Origin of the sequence: Rhodococcus sp. C-2, assembly GCF_027854095.1 — a bacterium.
GTDB classification, from domain to species: Bacteria; Actinomycetota; Actinomycetes; order Mycobacteriales; family Mycobacteriaceae; genus Rhodococcus_F; species Rhodococcus_F qingshengii.
In genome coordinates, this window is record NZ_JAQGFI010000005.1 from 313,136 (window position 1) to 336,115 (window position 22,980).

The 22,980-nt window shown below is 61.5% G+C and carries 15 protein-coding genes; 12 read left to right on the top strand and 3 right to left on the bottom strand.

Annotated elements, in window-relative coordinates:
• On the top strand, positions 1-582 hold the full coding sequence (locus PCS43_RS13055) for an HhH-GPD-type base excision DNA repair protein (RefSeq protein ID WP_003943868.1): 582 nt from the start codon (positions 1-3) through the stop codon (positions 580-582).
• Positions 583-589: 7 nt separating this feature from the next.
• Here the strand turns inward: PCS43_RS13055 and PCS43_RS13060 are convergent, their stop codons facing one another.
• On the bottom strand, positions 590-1,498 hold the full coding sequence (locus PCS43_RS13060; protein WP_007731572.1) for a LysR family transcriptional regulator: 909 nt from the start codon (positions 1,496-1,498) through the stop codon (positions 590-592).
• Positions 1,499-1,599: 101 nt separating this feature from the next.
• On the opposite strand from PCS43_RS13060, the gene PCS43_RS13065 reads away from it, so the two are divergent.
• On the top strand, positions 1,600-2,646 hold the full coding sequence (locus PCS43_RS13065) for a YeiH family protein (protein ID WP_007731571.1): 1,047 nt from the start codon (positions 1,600-1,602) through the stop codon (positions 2,644-2,646).
• Here the strand turns inward: PCS43_RS13065 and PCS43_RS13070 are convergent.
• Positions 2,639-3,643 (bottom strand): AraC family transcriptional regulator, encoded by a 1,005-nt coding sequence (locus PCS43_RS13070; protein WP_007731570.1) that lies wholly within the window; start codon positions 3,641-3,643, stop codon positions 2,639-2,641. The genes PCS43_RS13065 and PCS43_RS13070 overlap by 8 nt on opposite strands.
• 200 nt (positions 3,644-3,843) lie before the next feature.
• On the opposite strand from PCS43_RS13070, the gene PCS43_RS13075 reads away from it, so the two are divergent.
• The 7 genes from PCS43_RS13075 (at position 3,844) to PCS43_RS13105 (ending at position 10,897) form a co-directional block, all read left to right on the top strand.
• Positions 3,844-4,818, top strand: a complete 975-nt coding sequence (locus PCS43_RS13075) for a quinone oxidoreductase family protein (protein ID WP_007731568.1) — start codon at positions 3,844-3,846, stop codon at positions 4,816-4,818.
• A gap of 30 nt (positions 4,819-4,848) precedes the next feature.
• Entirely contained in the window at positions 4,849-5,748 is a 900-nt protein-coding gene (locus tag PCS43_RS13080) for a TauD/TfdA dioxygenase family protein (protein ID WP_007731564.1), read from the top strand.
• 52 nt (positions 5,749-5,800) lie between these two features.
• Positions 5,801-6,853, top strand: coding sequence for a 3-keto-5-aminohexanoate cleavage protein (locus tag PCS43_RS13085; protein WP_003943988.1), 1,053 nt, complete (start codon positions 5,801-5,803; stop codon positions 6,851-6,853).
• 97 nt (positions 6,854-6,950) lie between these two features.
• Positions 6,951-8,312, top strand: a complete 1,362-nt coding sequence (locus PCS43_RS13090) for an MFS transporter (RefSeq protein ID WP_064443008.1) — start codon at positions 6,951-6,953, stop codon at positions 8,310-8,312.
• Positions 8,312-8,935, top strand: coding sequence for an RBBP9/YdeN family alpha/beta hydrolase (locus PCS43_RS13095; RefSeq protein ID WP_209911005.1), 624 nt, complete (start codon positions 8,312-8,314; stop codon positions 8,933-8,935). The genes PCS43_RS13090 and PCS43_RS13095 overlap by 1 nt, the downstream gene beginning before the upstream one ends.
• A complete protein-coding gene (locus PCS43_RS13100; RefSeq protein WP_209911009.1) occupies positions 8,928-10,517 on the top strand; it encodes a long-chain-fatty-acid--CoA ligase in 1,590 nt (529 codons plus the stop codon). The genes PCS43_RS13095 and PCS43_RS13100 overlap by 8 nt, the downstream gene beginning before the upstream one ends.
• Positions 10,518-10,525: 8 nt before the next feature.
• Positions 10,526-10,897: a carboxymuconolactone decarboxylase family protein gene (locus PCS43_RS13105; RefSeq protein WP_003943892.1), complete on the top strand. Its 372-nt coding sequence runs from the start codon at positions 10,526-10,528 to the stop codon at positions 10,895-10,897.
• 6 nt (positions 10,898-10,903) lie between these two features.
• Here PCS43_RS13105 and PCS43_RS13110 read toward each other — a convergent pair whose 3' ends face one another.
• Positions 10,904-12,217, bottom strand: coding sequence for an ammonium transporter (locus tag PCS43_RS13110; RefSeq protein ID WP_003943791.1), 1,314 nt, complete (start codon positions 12,215-12,217; stop codon positions 10,904-10,906).
• Positions 12,218-12,379: 162 nt separating this feature from the next.
• Between PCS43_RS13110 and PCS43_RS13115 the strand changes: the two genes are divergently transcribed.
• From PCS43_RS13115 to PCS43_RS13125, 3 genes are all read left to right on the top strand, one after another.
• A complete protein-coding gene (locus PCS43_RS13115) occupies positions 12,380-14,593 on the top strand; it encodes a DNA polymerase III subunit gamma and tau (RefSeq protein WP_209911012.1) in 2,214 nt (737 codons plus the stop codon).
• 677 nt (positions 14,594-15,270) lie between these two features.
• Entirely contained in the window at positions 15,271-21,381 is a 6,111-nt protein-coding gene (locus PCS43_RS13120) for a type I polyketide synthase (protein WP_209911034.1), read from the top strand.
• Complete coding sequence (locus tag PCS43_RS13125) at positions 21,378-22,934, top strand: hypothetical protein (protein WP_209911036.1); 1,557 nt, start codon at positions 21,378-21,380, stop codon at positions 22,932-22,934. Before PCS43_RS13120 ends, PCS43_RS13125 begins: the two co-directional genes overlap by 4 nt.
• Positions 22,935-22,980 lie beyond the last annotated feature (46 nt).

The window sequence follows — 22,980 nt, forward strand, 5'->3', positions numbered from 1 at the left end:
ATGGCACTTCAACTGAACCTTGTCGGTGACCCCGAAGCTGATGCCCTCCTGGCCGAGGACCCGTTGGCGTTGTTGATCGGAATGCTTCTCGATCAACAGGTTCCGATGGAAACGGCCTTCCTCGGTCCGAAGAAGCTGGCGGATCGGCTCAGCGGTATCGACGTCAGGCGTATCGCCGACATGGACACCGACGAGTTCATCGCCGTCTGCGCCGAGCCTCCGGCTGTGCACCGATTCCCCAAGTCGATGGGCGAGCGTATCCAGCTCATGTGCCAGTTCATCGTCGAGAACTACGACGGCGACACCGCGGCGATCTGGACTTCGGGAAATCCCGACGGCAAGGAAGTACTGAAGCGGCTCAAAGCCCTACCCGGTTACGGGGATCAGAAAGCCCGGATCTTCCTGGCGTTGCTCGGAAAACAGATCGGCGTCGAGCCGAAAGGTTGGCGCCAAGCGGCCGGCGACTACGGGCTCGAAGGTTCGAGGCGCTCGATTGCAGACGTGGTCGACGAACAGTCTTTGCTCGAGGTCCGCGAGTTCAAGAAGGCCGCAAAGGCAGCAGCGAAGGCCGACAAGAAGTAAGTCGCTTTCAGGATTTCCGGGACCCGCTGGCACGCACTACTTTCATCAGGTCGCCTGCGGGACCCTCGAGCTGACGCGGCGGGCGCCACACTGCGCGCAGGGATCGGTCGAGTTCCAAGCCTTCGACGGCTACCACCCGAAGTTCTCCCTGCTTCACCTGGTCCTCGACGGCCAGCGTGCTCAGTACAGCCGGGCCGACGCCACCGAGCACGCTGGTTCGAATCGCGGCCGAACTACCCAGTTCCAACAACGGTGCACCGCGCTCGTATTCGTGTAACGCCAGGTCGAGAGTCGTTCTGGTTCCCGATCCGGGCTCGCGCACCAGCAGCGGCGTCGCTGCCAGTTCGGCGACGGTCAGCGGCTTTCGTCGACGCGCCCATGGATGATCCGGATGAACGACCACGACCAGCGAGTCACGCGCGACGGTGACGCTGGACAGGCTCTTCGGAACGGTCGGTGACTCGACGAATCCGAGGTCGCACATTCCCACCTCGACAGCCTCGAGGACGCGGGTCGAGTTGTAGACCTGAAGGTGGACGGTGACACCAGGATGTAGTGACCGAAAGATACCGAGCCAGGCCGGAATCAGATGTTCGGCGACGGTCATGCTGGCACACACGGTCAATTCCGCGGATCGTTCGGTCCGCATCCCTTCGGCGACGTCGAGAAGCTGCCTCGAGTTGGCGAGGACGCGGCGCGCCCAGTGGACGATGACGGTCCCCTGCGGAGTCAAAGCCGCCCCCGTCGACCTTCGGTGTATGAGTGGCATCCCGAGCTGCCGCTCGAGGGCTTTGACGGCGCGGCTGGCATTCGGCTGCGCAATGTTTGCTGAACGGCTTGCCGCACTGAGACTTCCGTGATCATCGATGCCGATGAGTAGCTCGAGAGTGGTGAGGTCGGGCCACCGTCTGGTCATGCAAACAGGCTATACCGAACTTCACGTTCATATCGATTTGATATGCCGTGATGGTAGAAATCGCCCTACCGGAGCGATGGTGGCTCAAGGACGCTGGATGAGTGAACCGTGATGTGAAGTCCGTGGCCGAGAAACCCGCAGTCGCCCCTTCGTCAGAAGTACGACGGTGGTCCAGTGTGGCTGCATTGGTGCCCGGAGTTGCGTTGTGCGCCTTGGGGGCCACGGTCGCGCTGATAGCCGGTCAGTTCACCTCCGCCGTGAGTCCGTTGCTGATTGCGATCGTGGCGGGTGCGGTGTTGGCGAATACCGTCTCTTTGCCGGCGAAATTCCAACCTGGCCTGGCATTCTCGGCGAAACGGCTACTTCGGGTGGGTATCGCTCTGCTCGGGCTGCAATTGATGTTCTCCGACATCGTCGGTTTGGGCTGGGGAGTGATCGCCGTTGTGGTGGCGATTGTGTTCCTCGGTATCGCCGGGACCATGTATGCCGGAAAACTTCTCGGATTGAGTTGGTCGCAGAGAATTCTGATTGCCTGCGGCTTCTCGATCTGTGGCGCTGCCGCCGTGGCTGCTGCGGACGGTGTGGTGAATGCGCGAGAGGAAGAGTTGCTCACCGCTGTTGCGTTGGTGGTGATCTTCGGAACTCTGATGATTCCGACAATCCCACTGTTGGCCAACGCTTTCGGTATGAACGAGGTCGGTGCAGGCATGTGGGCCGGTGGGTCGATCCACGAAGTGGCGCAAGTGGTGGCTGCCGGCAGCGCTCTCGGCGCCACCGCGTTGGGTGTCGCGACCGTGGTGAAACTTGCGCGCGTGTTGATGTTGGCGCCGGTCATGGCGTTTCTGAGTATCCGGCAACGCAGGATGGTCGACAGCACCGCCACCAAGCGTCCTCCGTTGGTTCCGTTTTTCGTCGTGGCGTTCATCGGCTGTACGGGCTTGCGCTCCACGGGCATCTTGCCGGATGAGCTTCTGGGGCTGGCGAAGACGGTGCAGACGGCGCTGTTGGCGGCCGCGATGTTCGCACTCGGGCTGGGGGTGCGGTTGAGCGTCATTCGTGGAGTTGGCGCCCGGCCATTCGTGCTGGCCGCGATTTCCACTGTGTGGGTGGCAACGATCGCCTACGTCGGAGTCGTGCTGGTCAGCTGATCGAGCGCTGAGTCCGCCACGCGCTCGGGCTCATCGAGAACTGAGTGCGAAACCAGCGCGAGAAACTACCCTGCGTCGAAAACCCGAGGTGCACAGCCACTTCGGTCAACGAATAGCGAGGGTTGGAGACAAATCGTTCCGCGAGGGAGCTTCGAACCGAATTGAGAACGGCCGTGAACGTATCTCCGGATTCGGCGAGATGACGGTGCAGTGTCCGCCGGTCGAATCCGAGACTGCGTGCCACCTGCTCGACAGAGCAGCGGCCGGTCGGAAGCAGAACTTCGATCAATTCCTTGGTGCGGCTGAGGGTATCGGAGGTTTCCGAGGCGGGAAGCGAGTCGAGGAACTGGCGAGCGTACGGCCGGAGTAACTCGTCGGAAAGTTGGTTAGCCGCATCCAGGTCGGCGGCGAAGAAAACGATACCGGTGAACTCGTGATCGAATTCCACCGTCTCGCCGAGGATTCGCCGATGCGTGCTCGTGTCTTTCGGGGCATTGTGCGTGAATCCCACGCTGACCGGTTGCCATCGAGAACCCAGGAAACTCCGCAGGATCTGCAGTGTCGCGCCGACTGCGAGTTCGACGCTCTGTCTGGTGTCGACCGGTTCGCCGACCTCGAGCGAGATTCGCAGGGTGGCGAGTCCGTTGACCTCGTTCAATCGAATGCGTAATGACTCGTTGTACGTGTGCTCGTATCGCATCAATACGTCGAGTGCGCTCCTGACGTCTGGCTCTTCCCTGATGACCAAGCTGAGGGGGCCGAGATTGGACAGTCGACGCAGGCCGGCGAGTAGAAGCCCGAAGTCTTCGTGTCCGGACTCCGCTGCCGATCGCTCCAGGAGCGATGCGATGGAGGCGGCCGGTACCCATTGGTCGGGGTTCGCCAGGCTTGCCGGGCTCAGGCCGACACTTCTCATGAGGGCCACAGCGTCCACGTCCACTGTTCGGCACAGGTCGACGTATCGGTTCAGTGACGCGTAGCGGGCGAGTGGCTTCATAGGTCCCCCTTTACTCGATGTCCCGAAATGTTGTGTTGTGTGTCTCGTCAAGTTAAGCATGTGAGCCGGATCTCACATAGTTTTGTTCACATCAGTTCGGCACGACCACGAAGCCGAGCACCGACTTCTGGAAGTTGTTGCGTACGAATACAGCTCGACCGTAATCGAGTCGAGCCCGCCCACAGAATTGGAGAGCATTGATGGCAAACGCCATTCGGTTCCACGAGATCGGCACACCGTCCGTCATGCGTTGGGAAGAGATCGAGGTAGGACGACCGGGCGCCGGAGAGGTTCGGGTTCGTCATGAAGCGGTGGGGTTGAACTTCGCCGACACCTACTTTCGAAGTGGCCTCTATCCTGCGCAATTGCCTGCCGGGATGGGCGTCGAGGGCGCGGGTGTGGTCGAAGAGATCGGCGAGGGAGTAGTCGATTTTGCAGTGGGGGACCGTGTGACCTACACCGGCAGTCCGCTGGGTGCGTACGCCACCGAGCGGATCATGGCGTCGTCCGACCTGATCGCGCTACCCGACGGCATCGCCTTCGACACCGCGGCCGCCATGACCATGCGAGGACTGACTGCCGCCTACCTTCTACGTCGCATCTACCCATTGAAAGCGGGAGACACCGTGTTGCTACATGCTGCGGCGGGCGGGGTTGGACTGATCTTCACCCAGTGGGCAAAACTGTTGGGAATCAATGTGATCGGAACGGTGTCGAGCGACGAGAAGGCGAGCGTTGCCCGAGCTCACGGTTGCGATGAAGTCGTCATCTACACCCGCGAGGACGTCGTCGCGCGTGTCAAGGAGATCACCGGGGGCGTCGGCGTGCCGGTTGTCTACGACAGTATCGGGCATTCCACGTTCGACATCTCTCTCGATTGCCTTGCCAGGCGGGGGCTGCTGGTGTGCTTCGGAACGGCGTCCGGACCGACTCCGCCGATTCAGGCAATGCAGTTGGCAGTCAAGGGATCACTCTTCCTCACACGTCCGGCTCTCGCCGATTACATCGCGGATCCCGAAGAACGTGCCGAACTGGCGGGCGAACTGTTCTCACACGTCGAGTCCGGGCGAATCAAGATCGAGATCAACCAGCGGTACCCCCTCGAAGATGCGGTGCGTGCGCACCACGACATGGAGTCCGGTCGCAGTATCGGTTCCTCCGTCTTCTCCGTCTGAACCGAAACAGCACTTCCCAGAGGAATTGTCATGACCAACACCGCAACGCTCACAGAAAACCTTCCCTCGTCGAGGAATACGATCCGCGTCGAGAAATTGACCTGTTCGATCGGGGCAGAGTTGTCCGGGGTGGATCTCGGCGAGGTCGCGCGAGATGATGCACTCTTCGCCGAAATCAAGGCATTGTTGCTCGAACACAAGGTTCTGTTCTTTCGCGACCAGACCTTCTCCAAAGCCGAGCACGTAGAACTTGCCCAGCGATTCGGTGAACTCGAGGATCATCCGGCTCTGGGCAGCGACCCCGACCACCCGGGCCTGGTCCGCATCTACAAGGATCTGGACAGCCCGCCGGAGCATTTCGAGAATGCATATCACTGCGACGCCACCTGGCGCGTTAACCCGCCCATGGGATGTGTATTGCGTTGTGTGGAAACACCTCCTGTCGGCGGCGACACGATTTGGGTGAACATGGCACTCGCCTACGAGAATCTGCCGGCGCGGGTCAAGGAGCAGATCAAGGATCTGCGTGCCAGGCACAGTATCGAGTCGACCTTCGGCGCTCGGATGCCGATCGAACAGCGGCACCAGCTGAAGGAACGCTTTCCCGACGCCGAACATCCCGTGGTACGAACACATCCGGAGACCGGCGAGAAGATTCTCTTCGTCAATTCGTTCGCCACACACCTCGTGAACTATCACACGCCCGAGAACGTCCGCTATGGAATCGATTACGCCCCCGGCGCCGGGAATCTGCTCACTTACCTGGCGAGCCAGGCTCAGATTCCCGAGTACCAGGTTCGGTGGCGTTGGACCGAAAACAGCGTCGCGATCTGGGACAACCGTTCGACACAGCATTACGCGGTGCAGGACTACTGGCCCGCGGTTCGAAAGATGGAGCGCGCCGGAATCATCGGCGACGCACCGTTCTGATCTCTCTTCCCAGCCCCGAAGATAAATTCATTCACTCGATCGGAGTCACGCTATGCATTTCCACGACGATTCACTTTTCCCCGAAACCCAGGACAAGCTTGTCATCACCGTTGCTCCCTACGGACCGGAGTGGGAGCCGGACGATTTTGCAGAAGACCTCCCTCTGTCGATGGACGAGCACGTCCAGCAAGCCGTCGACTGTTTCAACGCCGGTGCCACAGTTCTCCACATCCACGTGCGTGAACTCGACGGCAAGGGCTCGAAGCGTCTGTCGAAGTTCAACGAGCTTCTCGGTCGCTTGCGTGAGGCCGTTCCCGAGATGATTCTGCAGGTCGGCGGGTCGATTTCGTTTGCCCCGGAGGGGGAAGGTGCCGATGCGAAGTGGTTGTCCGACGACGTGCGTCACATGCTGGCGGAATTGGAGCCGGCTCCCGATCAGGTGACGATCGCGATCAATACCAGCCAGATGAACATCATGGAACTGATGACCGACGACGACATCGCGGGTACGTCGATGCAGCGTCCGGAATTGGCCGATACGTATCGGGAAATGACTGTGCCCGCCGGTCCGGAGTGGGTGGCAGAGCACCTGCGCCGGTTGCAGGCCGCCGGAATCCAGCCGCATTTCCAGTTGTCCAGTATTCCGCAGCTCGAAACGGTGGAGCGGTTGATCCGACGCGGCATCTACACGGGTCCGGTCAACCTCACGTGGGTCGCAATCGGCGGCGGCTTCGACGGACCCAACCCGTACAACATGATGAACTTCGTCCAGCGTGTTCCCGACGGTGCGTGCCTGACGCTGGAAACGCTGATGCGTAGCGTCCTGCCGGTGAACACGATGGCCATCGCGATGGGCTTGCACGCTCGCTGCGGCAACGAGGACACCATCTGGGGCCGCAAGGGCGAGAAGATGACGTCGGTGCAGCAGATCGAGCAGTTGGTGCGCATTGCAGGCGAATTGGGCCGCGAGGTGGCTACCGCGAAGGAAGCTCGGGACATCTACCGGATCGGTGAGACGTATGCCGACACCGACGAGACGTTGGCGAAGCTGGGTTACGCGCCCAACCGCCGGATCGGCCAGCTGGGATTCACGCAGCACGCCTGAGTTCGCACCCTCTCGTACAACAGTTCCGGGGGTACGAACCGCGACGGTTCGTACCCCCGAATCCCCCCGTCTACCTCGAGTACTTCCTAGGAGAGTCATGGGACTGCAAGCTCCCGCCACGCCACGTGTGGACACCGCGCTCGGAATCGGCGGACGACGAAAGTTATACCCGTGGATCGTTTTCGCCCTGGCTTTCGGTCTTCTGCTCTCGGACTACATGTCGAGGCAGGTGCTCAGTGCAGTCTTCCCGATCCTGAAAGCGGACTGGGATCTCTCCGATTCGCACCTCGCCTCCCTGAGCAGCGTGGTGGCATTGATGGTCGGGCTGTTGACGTTCCCGTTGTCGCTGCTCGCGGACCGCTGGGGCCGCGTCAAGAGCTTGATCTTGATGGCGGTGTTGTGGAGTGTCGCGACGTTGCTGTGCGCAATCGCTCAGACCTACGAACAGATGTTGGGCGCCCGGTTCCTGGTCGGTGTCGGTGAAGCGGCGTACGGCAGCGTGGGTATCGCCGTGGTCCTCAGTGTGTTTGCGCCCCGCGTGCACGCAGCTCTTGCAGGTGCCTTCATGGCCGGTGGATCGTTCGGTTCGGTCATCGGTGTGGCAATCGGTGGGTTCATCGCAGTCCAGTTCAGTTGGCGGTGGTCTTTTGCCGCCATGGCAATCTTCGGTCTGATTCTGGTCGCGCTCTTCCGTGCCCTCGTCACCGAGAAGAAGCTCACCGCTTACGCCGTCGAGGCCGCGCCGGATGCCGCCGGGGAAGCGGTGAGACACGACGGTTTTCGTGCGCCGGTGTCCTCGCTGTTCACCAATCCAGCCGTGTTGTTCGCCTACATCGGTGGTGGTCTCCAGATGTTCACCGCCGCAGTACTTCTGGCGTGGTTGCCGAGCTTCTTCAATCGTTACTACGATCTGGCCCCGGACAAGGCCGGCGTCACGGCTTCCGTGTTCGTCCTCCTGGTCGGAAGCGGGATGGTGGTCTGCGGTTTCATCACAGATAGATTCAGCCGCGACGATTCGGCGCGAAAATGGACCACCGCCATCGTCTACTGCGCCATCTCGTTGGTGACGCTGAGCATCGGGCTCCGGTTGGGCACGGGGACAGCACAACTCGTGTTGCTCGGTATCGGTGCATTCTTCTCCGCCGGTTCGTCGGGGCCGACGGCAGCTATGGTCGCGAACCTTACCCATCACTCGATTCGAGCGTCGGCCATGGGAACGCTCACCGTCGCCAACAACCTTCTCGGGCTGGCGCTCGGTCCCTTCGTTGTCGGCATCCTCGCCGATCACCTGGGTCTTCTCGGCGCTCTACAGCTTTCGCCCTTCGTCTATGTCGTCGCGGCCCTCGCGTTGGTAGCCGGCAAGCGTGCCTATCCCGCCGGGATGAGGCGGCTGGCGACGTTGCAGAATCGGCCCGAGATCCTCGGCGCCACTGAAGTAACAGACGTTCGGAGCTCATGATGAATGAATCAACTACGGTAGTAATGGTTCCCGGTCTGCGGGATCATGTCGAAGATCATTGGCAGACTCACCTCGCGCGCAGGCTCGACAACGTTCTGACGGTTCCTCCCCTCGAGACCGACAAGCTCAGCCGCGATGCGCGGGTTGCGGCATTGAACGAGGTGCTGACAAGTGTCTGCGGGCCGGTGGTCCTGGTCGGGCACAGCGCCGGAGTCATGACAGTTGCTCACTGGGCGAGGGCGAATCATCGAGAGGTTGCGGGCGCACTTCTGGTCACGCCGGCGGATCTCGAACTTCCGCTGCCCGAGTCTTATCCGTCTCTCGAAGATCTCGACCGACACGGGTGGCTACCGATACCGCGTCAGCGTCTGCCGTTTCCGAGCACGGTCGCGGCGAGTCGGAACGATCCGCTGGCCGGGTATCGCCGAGTTGTGGGTTTGGCTGAAGGATGGGGGAGTCGGTTGCTGGATCTGGGTGAGGTCGGACATCTCAATCCGGCGTCCGGATACGGGTATTGGCCGCGGGCGGAATCGTTGGTGTTGGAACTGCTCGAGTCGGTGTCGCGCGCTGCCTCGTCTCATGCCACGGATTCCGATGCGCAGGAGGAACACAGTCATGCTTGATCTTGCTGCTCTGCTGGAAGACTCGGCCCGGCGGTACCCGGAACGGGATGCGCTGGTTCTCGGGGAAGCGAGGCTGACGTATGCGCAGTTCGACGCGTACGCGAATCGCATCGCCCATCTGCTCGTCTCGCGGGGTGTCGAGCCAGGTGACAAGGTGGCGTTGTCCTGCCCGAACGTTCTCGAGTTCCCGATCGTCTACTACGGCATTCTCAAGGCCGGTGGCGTCGTCGTTCCTCTGAACATCCTGCTCAAGGGGCGCGAAATTGCCTATCACCTGGCTGATTCCGAAGCGAAGCTGTACTTCTGTTTCGAGGGAAGTCCCGAATTACCGATCGCCGAGTACGCCATCGCCGGGTTCGAGCAGAGCGAGACCTGTTCGGCCCTGATCGTGATCAGCGCCGAACCGGGTGCACCGTCGTCGATCCTCGGAGTCGAGACTCTAGGCGAAGCACTGGCATCCGTGTCCGGCACGGAAACGCCTGCAGCCGCGGTTGTTCGTGAACCGACGGACACCGCGGTCATTCTCTACACCAGCGGCACTACCGGAAAGCCCAAGGGCGCCGAACTCACTCACTGCAACATGGTCTTGAATGCACTGTCGACCAACCGGTTGTTCGAGAGCGTTCCGTCCATGCATGAGCGTTATCTCCTGACTTTGCCGTTGTTCCACTCGTTCGGCCAGACAGTGACCATGAATGCGGGAATCTGCGTCGGTGCCACTTTGGTGTTGATGCCGCGCTTCGATGCGACCGCGGCACTCGAGATCATGGAACACGAAAAGATCTCGGTCTTCGCGGGCGTCCCGACCATGTATTGGGGACTGCTCGGCGTGCTGGACGAGGTAGTGAAATCCGGGGTGGATATCGAGACCGTTGCACAGAACATGCGGTGCGCGATCTCGGGTGGCGCAGCGCTTCCCGTGGAAATATTGACACAGTTCCGGGAACGCTTCGGTGTTCAGATCCTCGAAGGGTACGGGTTGTCCGAGACCTCTCCGCTGGCCTTGTTCAGTGCCCCGGAGAGTGACCCCCGGCCCGGTTCGATCGGCGTGCCGATCTGGGGCGTCGAAGCGCGGCTTGTCGACGACTCTTGGCACACGATCGCCGGCCCCGATGAAGTGGGAGAGTTGGCCATTCGCGGGCACAACGTCATGAAGGGCTATTTCAACCGACCAGAGGCGACGGCGGAAGTCATGTGCGACGGATGGTTTCGCACCGGGGATTTGGCACGGGTCGATACCGACGGAAATTACTACATCGTCGATCGCGCGAAGGACATGATCGTGCGGGGCGGATTCAACGTCTACCCACGCGAAATCGAAGAGGTTCTGCTCACTCACCCAGCCGTCTCACTCGTCGCCGTCGTCGGGGTGCCGGACACGAGCCTCGGCGAAGAAGTTGTCGCGTTCGTGATCCGAGAGCCGAGTGAAGAGATCTCCGAATCGGATCTCGTGGAATGGTCGCGGGAACAGATGGCCGCCTACAAATATCCGCGCCGCATCGAGTTCGTGCCGTCGCTGCCGATGACGGCAACCGGAAAGATCCTCAAACGTGAACTGAATCAAGCATTTTCGATGGTCTGAGGAGATCGATGACTGACGTTCGAGCAAATGAAGCATTTCCCGTCACCCAGGCCATGAAGGATTCGGGTGGCTGGAATCCGTTGTGGGACGGCCTTTCGGAGCTGGATCCCGAGTGGACCGAGCTGTACATGAAGACAGCAATGCAGCCCTGGAACAGTGGGGTGCTGTCACCTCAGGTGATCCAGTTGCTGTGCATAGCCGTCGATGCGGCGAGCACACACATGTACGCACCCGGCGTACGACGCCATATTCGCGCCGCGCTCGACATGGGAGTGACCCCGAAGGAGATTCTCGAGGTGCTGAAACTGACCACCGTCGTCGGGATTCATTCCTGCAATGTCGGCGTTCCGATCCTGATGGAGGAAATCGCGAACCGGTGAGGGCGGTCAGTCCCGCTCGCGGTTCTCCCGTTCCTCACGCTGACGCTGGAGGAACGGGCTCGGGTTCTGTCCGCCGATCGGACCGTGGCCGAGGACTCCGTGCTCGTAGGCCGACTCCGCGTGCAGGGCAACGTCGATTCCGCGGGCCTCGTCTTCCCGCGAAATGCGGAAGCCGAAGGTCTTGTCGATGAGCTTCCCGAGACCGTAGGTCACACCGAAGGCATAGAGCGCGACCACGACGACGCCGACGAACTGCTTGCCCAACTGCGCGAATCCACCGCCGAAGAACAAACCTTCCGGACCGCCCGTCATCACGGCCGTCGCGAGGAGTCCGATCAGCAACGAGCCGACGATTCCACCGACGAGGTGCACGCCGACGACGTCGAGGGAGTCGTCGTAGCCGAGCTTGTGCTTCCATCCCACGGCGTACGAGCAGACGATGCCGGCGATCAGACCGATGACGAGCGCACCGAACATGTTCACCGTTCCGCACGACGGGGTGATCGCGACCAAACCGGCGACGACGCCCGAAGCTGCGCCGAACGTCGTGGGGTGTCCGTCACGATTCTGCTCGACGAACAGCCAGCCGAGTAGTCCGGTGCAACCGGCGACGAGTGTGTTGAGGAAGATCTGCGAGGCCATACCGTCGGCCGCAAGGGCCGAGCCGGCGTTGAATCCGAACCAACCGAACCAGAGCAGGCCTACGCCGAGCAGGACGAACGGCAGATTGTGCGGACGCATCGACTCGGCCTTGAAACCCATCCGCTGGCCGAGGACCAGTGCCAATGCCAGACCCGACGCTCCGGACACGATTTCGACCACGAGGCCACCGGCGTAGTCGAGTGCGCCCATCTGGGCGAGCCATCCCTGCGGATTCCACACCCAGTGAGCGACGGGGACATAGACGAGCAAGGACCAGATGGGGACGAAGATCATCCAGGCGGAGAACTTCGCGCGGTCGGCGATCGCACCACTGATGAGCGCTGCAGTAAGGATTGCGAACGTCAATTGGAAGGTTGCGAACAACACTTCCGGGACATTCCCGTGCACCGTCGACGGGTCGATGCCCGCCATGCCGATGTGCTCGAGTCCGCCGATGATGCCACCGTGATCGTCGCCGAACACGAGGCTGTAGCCCACGAACAACCACGCAACCGTGACGAGTGCGATCGAGACGAAACTCATCATGATCATGTTGAGTACGCCCGTCGAGCGGACCATGCCGCCGTAGAACAGTGCGAGTCCTGGCGTCATCAGAAGTACGAGTGCAGTACTGACGAGCAACCAGGCAGTCGCTCCGGCATCGATGGTGGCGGGCACAGTTTTCTCCTCACGCACGCGGACCAGCCCGCGTGCACGGAACCCACGATGAGTGCGTGCGGTTTCCTCCGCACTGCGATTGTGTTGCGAACATGTTTCTGGAGAAGTCGGCGTTGCACCCGCACCGGACCACCTGTCGTGGGTCGCCGGTAGTCTTTGCGCGTGGCCCTGTACCGGAAGTATCGACCCGCGTCCTTCGCCGAGGTGGTGGGGCAGGAGCATGTCACCGCACCGCTCAGCACGGCCCTCGACACCGGACGCATCAACCATGCCTACCTGTTTTCCGGCCCGCGCGGCTGCGGAAAGACGTCGTCGGCGCGAATCCTGGCGCGTTCGCTGAACTGTGAGCAGGGACCGACGTCGACGCCGTGCAACGTGTGCGACTCGTGCGTTTCGCTGGGCCCGGGCGGCACAGGCAACCTGGATGTGACGGAACTCGACGCCGCAAGTCACGGTGGCGTCGACGACACCCGAGAACTCCGAGACAAGGCGTTCCACGCACCCGCCGCATCTCGCTACCGCGTCTTCATCATCGACGAGGCACATATGGTGACGGCGGCGGGTTTCAATGCGCTGCTCAAGATCGTCGAAGAGCCGCCGGAACACCTCATCTTCATCTTTGCGACGACGGAACCGGAAAAGGTTCTCCCGACCATCCGTTCGCGTACACACCATTACCCGTTCCGCCTGTTGGCGCCGTCGACCATGCGCGGACTCCTGGAAAAGATCTGCGCCCAGGAGGGCGTACCGGTCGAGCCTGCGGTGTATCCACTGGTCATCAAGGCCGGCGGCGGTTCCCCTCGTGACTCGTTGAGTGTCCTCGATCAGCTGCTCGCGGGCGCAGGAGAAGAAGGTGTCACGTATCCGCGCGCGCTCTCTCTTCTCGGAGTCACCGACGTCGCGCTCATCGACGAAGCAGTAGACGCCCTGTCTGCCAGTGACGGGGCCGCGTTGTTCGGCACTGTCGATCGCGTGATGGACGCCGGTCACGATCCACGCCGATTCGCGCTCGATCTTCTCGAGCGCCTGCGTGATCTCATCTTGATGCAGGCTGTTTCCGACGCCAGCGAACGAGGATTGGTCGACGCTCCGGAAGCGGAGCTGGTCACGATGCGTGAGCAGATTCAACGAGTCGGCCCGGCCACGCTCACCCGCTTCGCCGAGACTGTCCATGCCGGACTCAGCGAAATGCGTGGTGCGACGGCGCCGCGGCTGCTGCTCGAAGTGATGTGCGCGCGAATGCTGCTGCCGTCGGCCTCCGACACCGAGTCAGCTGTATTGCAGCGGCTGGAGCGCCTGGAACAAGGTATTCCGGCTGCCGGAGTCGCGGCTGCTCCTCGCGCGGCAGCAACGCCGGCACCCACCGTGCCGCCGCTCGAACCGGAGATTGCTTCCAAGTTCCAACGGCCCTCTCAACGCAAGGCCGAGCCTGAGGCACGGCCGGAACCAGCCGCGCCTGCTCCAGCTGCGGCGCCGCCGGTTGTGGAGGCTCCTGTCGTCGAACCTCCGGTAGCGGCAGTTCCCGTCGTCGAGACTCCCACTGTCGAGATCGTGGAACCGCCGGTTGCCGAAGCTCCGGTGGTTGAAGCTCCGGTTGCCGAAGCTCCAATAGTTGAAGCTCCTGTGGTTGAACCACCGGTTACTGCTTCTGTTGAGGCGGAAGAGCTGATCGGGCTTGCCGAGCCGGAACCCGACTACGAGCCCGAGCCCGAGTTCGACGAGCCGGCGGTTGCCGAAGCTGCGCCGGTCTCGGCAGGCCCCACAGTCGAGACTCTCCGTGAATCGTGGAACACCTTGCGCAACAAGGTCGGTGAACGAAACAAGGTTCTTCCGGCCATGCTGTCCGCTGCGACGGTTCACGACGTGCGTGGACATGTCGTTGTCATCGCTCACGGCTCACCGGTCCTGGGTGCTCGTGTGACGCAACCACACAACGCGGCGGTCATTTGCGAGGTCCTTGCCGAAATGTTCGGTGGCACTTGGCAGGTCGAGTATCAAGAAGGTGCGCCTACAGCGCCGACAGTATCGAGCGCAACCAAGGCGACGGAAGCTCCGAGCCGCCCTGCCGCTGCGCCCCGCTTCTCGCGGCCCAGTCAGGAGCGCGCAGCGCAGCAGCCCAAGGCCCCGCAGCCCCAGCGCGGAGATTCGGACGACATTCCGCCGCCCGAGGCCCCCGACTATCCGGAAGACCCTGGACCGGCCCCTGCTCCTGAGGTCGACTACGAGGCAACTCCTCCGCCTGCAACGCCGGAGGACGAGGAAGAGATGTTTGCGGAGGCGGCTGAGCCCGCTGATCCGACTGCCAGACGTGATCCCGAGGATGTTGCAAAGGAACTCCTCAAGGACGTCCTCGGAGCTCGCCGCCTCGAAAGCTGAGTTGCCGAGTCGGTCCGTGTGCGTGAAACAGCTGTGGGAATCCAGCTGCACCACTGTGTGATCGAATTGTTATAAGTGCCGTTCCCTTTGTGCGCGCGCGTCTCGAAAGCGCGCCGGCTCGGCCTCGCAAAGCTGAATTGTATGTGGCTGGTTTGCTGGCACATTCGTTCGCTCAGTTCCGGTGTAACGAAACGTCGATTCGGACGATGGTCGCCGAAGAATATCTGGAATTTCTCGTTGTCTGATGGGCATTCGAGTGCTGCTGTTAAATTTCGGTGTGTCACGAATGTTCAGATTGATAGTTGTCGGATGTTTGATTTGCGGGGATCGACCAATTTGGGACATTCGGCGAATTGGCCACATATTCGGCATCGCGGCATTTTGGTGCATATTCAACTGAATATTTGCCGATCGCGAGAAAATGGCGGCCGTGAAACCGGGATCCGGTACGGATGTTCAAGCAGGAGCATGACCGGTTACGAAGCAAATAGGTAACTCCGAGTTACAGCTAACTCTCGATTGCTGTCAAATTGCTGAATCACGTTCATTGCGCCGAACAATCTTTGTTATTTGTTTATGCCTTGAGGTGAATCTGCGTTTTACACGCCGATGAGGGCGTGGTTAGTCTTCGGTCGATTGAGTCTCCCGTGGATGCGCGCGAAAATAGGAAGTGTAAGATGACTGAAGATTCAACTAATCCTGCGATTGCGATAGTCGGGATGAGCATGTGGTCCCCCGGTGCGCATGATCTGCAAGGATTTTGGGAGAACGTCCTCGCGCGTCGGATGCAATTCCGAAAGTTTCCGGAGTCACGGATGTCCCTCGACGACTACTGGAGCGCGAGCCCTGACGACGTCGACAAGACATACGCCGATCGCGGCGCGTTCATGGATGGTTTCGAATTCGACTGGGTCGGTCGCCGGATACCGGAGCGGACCTTCAAGTCGACAGATCTCACACACTGGTTGGCTCTGGAAACAGCACTCGGGGCTTTGACGGACGCGGGCTACAGCCGAGGATCGGTACCCACTGGACGCAGCGCCGCAATCGTCGGCAACTCCCTCACCGGTGAAGAATCCCGGATGTGGTCGATGCGTTTGCGTTGGCCTTATGTCAAGCGCGCACTCGCTGTGGCAGCCGAAGCGCGCCAGTTGGACAGTTCCGTCGCTGATGCTCTCGCCGAGACGATGGAAGAGGTCTACAAGGGCCCATTGGTGGAGCCGAGTGAAGACACTCTCGCCGGCATGTTGTCGAATACGATTGCCGGCCGGATCTGCAATTATCTCGACTTCAACGGCGGCGGGTACGTCGTGGACGGTGCGTGCGCGTCCGGAATGCTCGCGGTGGCGACTGCAGCCGAAAAGCTGGCGTCCGGCGCGGCCGACTTCGTCTTGGCAGGGGGAGTCGACGTCAGCTTGGATCCTTTGGAACTGGTGGGATTCGCCCGTTTGGGTGCACTGACCCGTGGCGACATGAACGTGTACGACGCAAGCCGAAGCGGATTCATCCCGGGTGAAGGTTGCGGATTCGTGGCCTTGAAACGACTCGAGGACGCCAGGGCGGACGGCGACTACGTGTACGCGACGATTCGCGGCTGGGGCATCTCCACCGATGGCAAGGGTGGAATCACCAAGCCCCGCGCCGAAACTCAGGCCGAGATGATCCGTCGCGCATACTCGCGAGCGGGATTCGCGGCCAGCGAGGTTGCCTTCGTCGAAGGACACGGAACTGGTACTCCCGTCGGAGACCCCGTCGAACTGGCCGGCGTCCAGCAGGCCGCTCAGACGGACGGGCCCGTCGAGGCTCGTAGCATCGGCATGACGTCACTGAAGTCGTTGATCGGGCACACGAAGGCGGCGTCGGGCATCCTTGCGCTGATCAAGGCGACCATGGCCGTCAATCAACGAATCCTTCCGCCGCTCGCCGGTTGCACCGACCCGAACCCGGCGTTCGGAACCGAAGCGCCGGCACTCTTTCCGCTCGTCAACGGTGAGATCAGAGATCCGTCCGAGAAGATGCGTGCCGGTGCGCAAGCCATGGGTTTCGGCGGTATCAACTGCCACGTCGCGATCGAATCGGCTGATGCACCATCCAGCAAGCTGACACCCTCGCAAGACGTCCGCACGATGATGGCGTCGTATCAGGACACCGAGGTTTTCGTACTTTCTGCAGATTCCGCGGTGGACTTGGCGACCCGAGCGCGGGATGTTGCAGATCTGGCGGTTCCGTTGAGTGTTGCCGAGCTGCTGGACTTTTCGGCGAAACTCTCTCGAGTGATCTCGCCGACCGCGCCCTTCCGTGCCGCAGTGGTGGCCGGACGTCCCGCGCAGTTGGCCGAACGCATGCGTCAGCTTGCCGTGATCTGCGAGAACTCCGCTCCTGCATCCGGTCAGGTGAAGGTCGTGAGCAACGAGATCTCGATCTCGAACGCCGTCCACCACGACATCGGATTCCTGTTCCCGGGACAGGGATCCCAACAACTAGAGATGGCGCGCGTGCTGATCGAGCGCTTCGAGTGGGCACGCGAACTGGCGACCGAGGCGGACGGCTGGTTGGAGGGAGTTGGAGCGGAGGCGATCACGCCTCGAATTCTGCGGAACCCGGTCAAGAGCGCTGACGCTGCGGAATTGGCGAAGTGGAAGCGGGATCTCGCCCAGACGCAGTTCACCCAGCCTGCCGTCGCTTTGGCTTCGCTGCTCTGGTTCGAGTACCTCCGCCGATTGGGTGTCACACCCAGTGCTGTCGCCGGCCACAGTCTCGGCGAGTTGACCGCGCTCTACGCGGCAGGAGCTTACGACCAGAAGACGCTGATCACCTTGGCTGCGGCGAAGGGTGCGGCCATGGCTGTCAGTGGTGGTGGAAACGGCGCGATGGCGAGCCTGACCTGCGACCGATCGACGGCTGAGGCGATCATCGCGGAAACAAAGGGTTACGCGACCGTCGCGAATCTGAATACGCCTACACAGACCGTGGTTTCGGGCACCAAAGACGCGGTCGACGATGTGGTTGCCATCGCGAAGACGCGCGGAGTGTCGGCTCAGGCGCTTGCCGTGTCGAATGCTTTCCACTCCGAGATGATGAACGAGGCCGAGCGGGAGCTGAAGTCCACTGCGCCCGTTGACGAGCAAGTCGATTCGCTGACTTGCCCCGTGTATTCCTGCGTCGAAGGGAAACGCGTACAGACGCCACTGGCACTTCGCGAATTGGTCACCAAACAGGTTGTCTCACCGGTCGACTGGGTCAAGACGGTAAGTGGAATCTCGCAGGACGTGGACCTGCTCGTCGAGGTCGGACCCGGCCGTGTGCTGACCGGGCTCACCAAGGCGATCAATGGGACCGACGGCGTGCGCTGCTTCCCCGTTGCGTCCAAGTCCGGACGCGACGAGGACTTCAATGTCGCACTGGCCGCGATGTACGTCCACGGCGCTCAGGTCCGATGGAACGAACTTTTCGACGGCCGGTTCGTGCGCGAATTCGTTCCTGCCGATCAGAAGGTGTTCATCGAGAACCTGGCCGAGGCGAAGCTGACGGTTACCTCTGCTCCCGAACCGCTCGCACTTGGTACGTCCGGCGGGGATCCGGCTGCGGCGCTGGCCGATTACCTGAGCCGACGCGGGACCTTCCTCGTCGACGTGATTCGTGCTGATGTAGGCAGTGGAGCGACTTCTCCGTCTTCTCCATCTGCTCCGACTTCGCGGGCAGTCACCAACGGCCACGAATCCGTGGCAGCGAAAGCTCCTTCGCCGGTTTCGGCTCCGGTAGTCGAAGAGCCGGCTGTCGCGGGCGCTGGGTCCGTGGAGAGTGAGCTGATCAGGATCCTCGCCGATACGACGGGATTCCCCGCCGAGTCGATCACGACGGATCTGCGTCTGCTCGATGATCTGAATCTCGACTCGATCAGTGCGGCAGAGGCTATTTCGAAGGTTGCGCATCAGTTCGAGGTTGTCGACCTCGACCCTGCCGAGTTGGCCAACGCCACCATCGGAGAAGCAGCATCGCTGATCCTTGCGGCATCACCGAATTCCGGTTCTGCCGTTCCAGCAGCGAGTTCGGTGCAGTCGGACGTGTCGCGAATACTGCTCGAGGTAATCGCGGAGGACACCGGATTTCCGGTGGAGTCTCTCGATGTGGATCTCCACCTGCTCGACGACCTGAACATGGACTCGATCAAGGCTGCCGATGCGATAGCAACTGTGGCAACGCGATTGGGTGTTCAGGGTGATCTGGATCCGGCGGAACTCGTCAACGTCAGCCTGGGTGAACTGATCGAAGTGCTCGATCGATCCGCGAAAGAGAAGTCGGGGCAGCAGCAGCCGGTTGCGCGGGCGCTGCCGGTGAAGGCAAAGGGTCTATCAGCCGACAGCTTCACCTGGGTTCGCGATTACACCCTGGAAAAGGTTCGGAGCGAGACAGCGTTGCACGGAGTCCGAGACCTCACGGACACGACGTTTGTCGTCATCGGTGACGACGCCGGTTTGGTCGGAAGGTTGGAATCCGAACTACGAGGGCGTGGTGCTCAGGTCGACATTCGCACATTCTCCGACGGCGCTCCTGCGAATGCGCAGCACGTGGTTGCCGTAATGCCGCGCGTGACCGATGATTCCGTCACCGAAATCGGCTTGCGCAGTGGGATCGAACACATGCACAAGATGGTTCCGGCACAGCAAAGCGGAGGCGCACGAACCACATTGGCAGTGATTCAGTTCACCGATGTCGAGTTGGGCAATCCGGCGCCGGTACCGAGTGCGGCGGCTTTTGCCGCTTCGGTGCATCACGAGCGCCCCGAACTGGATGTCCGCGTCATAGGATTCGACGGCTCGACTGCGGACGCGGTGGTGGCAACCACCGTCGTCTCCGAGTTGGATTCGGTTGCACCCTATGTGTTCGCGACTTACGACACCGAGATGGGACGCACGGCACTGCAACCGCGGGTTCTCGCCTCGAGCGACTACACCGTCCGCGAGAGCGGGTTGGGGAGTTCGGATGTAGTGGTCGTGACCGGTGGCGCGAAAGGCATCATGGCGCAATGCGCTCTGGCTCTCGGCCGAAAGACAGGCGCCGAACTAGTGCTGATCGGAAGCTCTCAGCGACAAGCGGGTGACGAAATCGCTTCCACTCTTGCGGACTTCACGTCTGCCGGTTTGAGCGCTCACTACTATCGCTGCAACGTCACGGATGCTGCGGCGGTGGCCGGCGTCGTCGCCCAGATCGAGGTCGAGGTTGGGCCGATCACCGGGTTTGTCCACGGTGCGGGGGCGAATGTTCCGCGGCGGTTCGAGAGAGTCGACAGCGATGCGGCTTTCAAGGAGGTTGCACCTAAAGTCCTGGGCGCAGCCAACTTCGTCGAAGCGCTCGCTGATCGTGACCTGAAGCTGTTCGTGGGCTTCTCTTCCATCATCGGATTCACAGGTATGCCCGGAAACAGTTGGTATGCATACGGAAACGAGCTTCTCGACGAAATGGTGGTGCGGTATGCCGCCGGGCACCCGAAGACTCGGACGTTCTCGCTCGCGTACAGCGTGTGGGGGGAGACCGGCATGGGCGCCCGCATGGGCAGTGTCAACCACCTCGCGAAGATGGGTGTCATGCCGATTTCCACGGCTGCGGGAGTGGATCATTTCCTTCGCCTGGTCGACAGCGGACCCGAGGCGAGTCGTATCGTCGTGACCAGCCGACTCGGCGGTCTCGACACCTGGGCGCCGGCAGCACCGGCTCTGCCGGCGGTGTCGCGCTACATCGACCAAGTGGTGACATTCGAGCCGCAGGTAGAACTGGTGACCCGGACGACGTTGTCCACCTCGGCGGATCCCTTTGTCCTCGATCATGTCTGGAAGGGATCGGCGCTGCTTCCGACGGTGTTCGGGCTCGAGGCGATGTCGCAGGCGGCGGCCTATGTCACCGGACGCGTGACTCTGGGCCGCGTCCGCATCGACGACATCAAGCTGGATCGACCGATCGTCGTCGACACGGTCGAGGGCACCAGAGTCGAGATCAAGGCAAGCGTCGTGGAGCAGGATCGTGATGCTGCAGGAACGCGGGTGCATGTCACGATCGGCACCGAACGGACCGGGTACGGACGGCCCCATTTCTCGGCCGACTTCATCTTCGGGCTGGACGAAACACTGCCGGAGTTCGAGAAGGAGTTGCCGCGACCGGTGCTCGACATCGATCCGTTGGACGATCTCTACTCGTGGTTGCTGTTCCAGGAGGGCGATTTCCGCCGACTCGAAGAGATCTCGAGCCTCGATTCCGAGCACATTCTCTTCAGCGCTATTTCGCGAGCCGACCGTAAGCAGCACCTCCTCGGTGATCCCTACTTCCTCGACTCCCTGCTCCAATCGGGTCAGATCATGGTACCGCGGGAGATCTGCCTTCCGGTCAACATTGCGCGAATCGACATGTACGACGGACGATTCGAGGCTCGTTCGTTCACCGCGTACGCCTACGACAAGGTGCAGACAGAGACCCACATGCAAGCCGACGTGGCGGTGGTGAAGGACGGACGAGTGGTGATGCAGCTCGAGGGATATCGCTCCCAGATTCTCTCCCACGACGAAAGCCGTCCTACGGCTGAGGAAATCGCGGATCCGACTGCGCGCGACGCACAGATCATTCTCGACAAGCTCGCGCAACACAGCCGGGCGTTGGGAGTGAAGAGCCCGCGGGTTGTGGTCGCGCATACCCCGGGGATTCACGAGTTGACCAAGTCGGAACGCCACGAGCAGGAGAAACCGATCGCCGAGGCGGCCGTGAACATTCATCTCGATGAGGATGTGGTGATCAAATGAGTAATGCCTTTGCCATCGAATGGCAGGAAACCGGAAAGCCCGTCGTCGTCGGTGATATTCCGCCCTCTGTGGATGTCTCGCTCTCGCACGACGGCAGCAAGTCACTCGGTTCGGCCGGCGACTGGCCTCAGGGGTGTGACATCGAACCGATTCGCTCCCGAACCGCCGTGCAGTGGAAGGCGCTTCTGGGTTCGGCGCGGATTCCGCTGCTCGACGAGTTGATCGCAGGCGGCGAATCACTCGATCGTGCGGGAACCAGGCTGTGGGCGGCGGCCGAGGCGATCCGAAAGGCCACGGGGCAGATGTCGGTTTCTCTGGCGATGGGCGCCAGGGAGGACGACGCAGTGACCTTCCGCGGCGGCGCAGACGGAAGCGTGGTGGTTCTGACTTTTCCAGCTCTGTTGACGGACAACGAGGAGCGGATTCTCGCGTTTGTGACTCATGAGGAGGATGCGGAGGAACCGGCGCAGGACCCGGCACCGCAGTTCGACTCCGGACCGTTGTCAGCGAAGTCTCTCGCGCAGTTCGATCCGATGGCCTACGGCTCCGACGTGCATGTGGTGGCCCGGAGCGGCTATCCGGCGGTGTCGATCCGGTTCCCCGTCGGGTTCCGGGACGCGTGCAACGTCGGTGGATCAGTGGGGTTCGCGAGCTTCGCGCTGTGGTTGGGCGCTTTGCGAGAGAGGGGAACCGGACCGATCTCGAAGCAGATCGTGGAGGACATGGCGACGGGTCGTTGGGGCATGGTGACCAACAACTCCGAGGTGTTCATCGATGCGAACCTGTACACCGACGACATTGTCGAGGGGACGATCTGGATCACCGAACTCACCGGTCCGGATCGGGCAACCACCAATCTGCATGTCGAATGGTCCCGGGTCGACGGCGAGACGCGCACTCACATCGGGTGGAGTGCGATGCAGACGACGTGGGTGGAAATCCTCTCCCACGGTGTGGTGGCGGCACGGCCGATGCCGCAGTACTTCCACGATTTCATCGAGCCGATGACGATTCCGACGGGGACGAAGAACATCGCTGTTCCCACCGAACCGAAGAACGTCGATCGTGGTTCCGTGATCCGCTCGGCTCCGATGGTGCCGCGCAATCCGTACCTGCTCGAATCCGAGGTGTTCTCGACGACGTTGCAGGACGGAAACGTCGTGGGCAACATCTACTTCGGCAACTATTACATCTGGCAGTCGAGGGTTCGGGACAAGTTCCTGGTCCGTTCTCAGCGTGAGGCCATGGCGGCCAGAGGCGCTCTCGGGGAACTTCGTTGTGTGCACACCAGGGTTGAGCATCTGCGCGAGGTCATGCCGTTCGACGACGTCCTGGTCACGATGTCCCTTTCTGCCCTCTACGAGAGGGGGATCGACCTCGAGTTCGAGTACTTCAAGGTCAATGAGGACGGATCACGGGAGAAGCTCGCGATCGCTCGGCACAGAACTGTCTGGACGATGCCGGGCGCTCCGGGAGAACTGGAAATCTCTCCGCCGTCGAAACTTCCACAGTCGCTGATCGATTCGGTGCTGGAGGCGATCGACGGAAAGTAGGCGGGGGATTTTCCGAGATCGAAGTGGAGAGACGGGTTGCGTTTTC